General features: G+C 68.1%; 2 protein-coding genes. Both read left to right on the top strand.

Annotated elements, in window-relative coordinates; all coding sequences use genetic code 11:
- On the top strand, positions 1-354 hold a 354-nt coding region (locus ABDV69_RS21370; RefSeq protein ID WP_343577837.1), incomplete at its 5' end, for a transglycosylase family protein.
- A gap of 110 nt (positions 355-464) precedes the next feature.
- On the top strand, positions 465-1724 hold the full coding sequence (locus tag ABDV69_RS21365) for a trans-acting enoyl reductase family protein (protein ID WP_343577835.1): 1260 nt from the start codon (positions 465-467) through the stop codon (positions 1722-1724).
- Positions 1725-1872 lie beyond the last annotated feature (148 nt).

Raw genomic sequence — 1872 nt, 5'->3', positions numbered from 1 at the left:
CCGGCTCCGGATGCCCCGCTCGCGCCTCCTGCGCCTGAGGCCGCTGCCCCCGCACCGGAAGCGCCGGAGCCCGCTGACGACGCTCCGCAGCCTGAGGAAGCCCCGGCGCCCGTGTCGAAGGCGTACAGCGTCAACTGGGACGCGATCGCCGCGTGCGAGTCCGGTGGCAACTGGGCCATCAGCACCGGCAACGGCTACTCCGGTGGTCTGCAGTTCACGCCGGGCACCTGGCGCGCGAACGGCGGCTCGGGATCGGCGAGCAGGGCCAGCCGTGAAGAGCAGATCCGGGTGGCCGAGAATGTGCTGCACTCGCAGGGCATCGGTGCCTGGCCGGTCTGCGGCCGTCGCGGCTGACCGACGAATGACCGACCCATGGCGGTGGCGGGCGTGCCGGCGTTCCCGGCCGGGCACGTGCGCAGGGAAAGCGCCGAAGGGCCGGAGGCGCTCGGAGTAGCCTCGCGCCCGTGACTGCAACGCGTGAATACGACATCGTCCTGTACGGAGCAACCGGCTTCGTCGGCAAGCTGACAGCCGAATACCTGGCCCGGGCTGGGGGCGATGCGCGGATCGCGCTGGCCGGCCGCTCGGCCGACCGTCTCAAGGCGATCCGCGACACGCTGGGGCAATCGGCCCAGTCGTGGCAGCTTCTGACCGCTGACGCGGCGTCGCCGAAGACCCTGGCGGCCATGGCCGCTGCGACGCAGGTGGTCGTCACCACGGTCGGTCCCTACAGCCGCTACGGTCTGCCGTTGGTGGCGGCGTGTGCGGCCGCCGGAACCGACTACGCGGACCTGACCGGGGAGCCGCCGTTCATCCGGGAGAGCATCGACCTGTATCACAAGCAGGCCCAGGACACCGGTGCACGCATCGTGCATGCGTGTGGATTCGACTCCATCCCTTCGGATCTCACCGTATATGCGCTGTATCGCCGCGCTCGCGAAGACGGCAGCGGCGAACTCACCGACACCGACTTCGTGGTGCGGTCGTTCTCTGGAGGCTTCTCCGGCGGCACATTGGCGTCGATGGTGGAGGTGTTCGACTCGGTATCCGCCGATGCCGATGTGCGTCGCGAATTCGCCGATCCCTACACGCTCAGCCCGGACCGCGGCGCGGAACCCGAACTCGGCCCGCAGCCCGATCTGCGTCGGCGCCGCGGCGGTCAGATCGCGCCGGAGCTGACCGGCATCTACACGGCCGGCTTCCTGATGGCGCCGGCTAACACGCGAATTGTCCGACGCAGCAACGCATTACAGAACTATTCCTACGGCAGGCGGTTCCGGTACAGCGAGCACATGAGTGTCGGGTCATCCGTCGGGGCGCCGGTGGCCTCCGCTGTGCTCACCGGCGTCGGCAACGTGACGACGGCACTGGGCAGCCGCTACTTCCGGCTGTTGCCGCGCAAACTGGTGGATCGCGCGCTGCCCAAGCCCGGCACCGGGCCCAGCGAAGCCGTCCGCGAAAAGGGCTTCTACAAGGTAGAGACGTACACCAACACGACCTCCGGTGCCCGTTACATCGCCACCATGGCCCAACAGGGCGATCCCGGATACAAGGCCACCGCAGTGCTGCTCGGTGAGAGCGGCCTGGCGCTCGCGATGGACCGCGACGTTCTCTCGGACCTGCGTGGAGTGCTGACGCCGGCGGCGGCGATGGGGGACGCGCTACTGGCGCGATTCCCGGCCGCGGAGGTCGCACTGGAGACCGCGCGCCTGATGCACCGTTGAGGTATCTCTACTGAGCTGAAAAGAACACCTGTCGGACAAAATCAGCTGGGCTAGTGTCAGCTGGGCAACCACACCATCCCAGCAACGTTAGGTGGACGGGTCCATGTCTGGCCTTGAAGATCTGCTGTCTCAGATTCCCACCAGTGAC

The sequence above is a fragment of the Mycobacterium sp. genome, assembly GCF_039583785.1.
Taxonomy (GTDB): domain Bacteria; phylum Actinomycetota; class Actinomycetes; order Mycobacteriales; family Mycobacteriaceae; genus Mycobacterium.
This window is presented reverse-complemented; position numbering and strand designations above follow the sequence as displayed.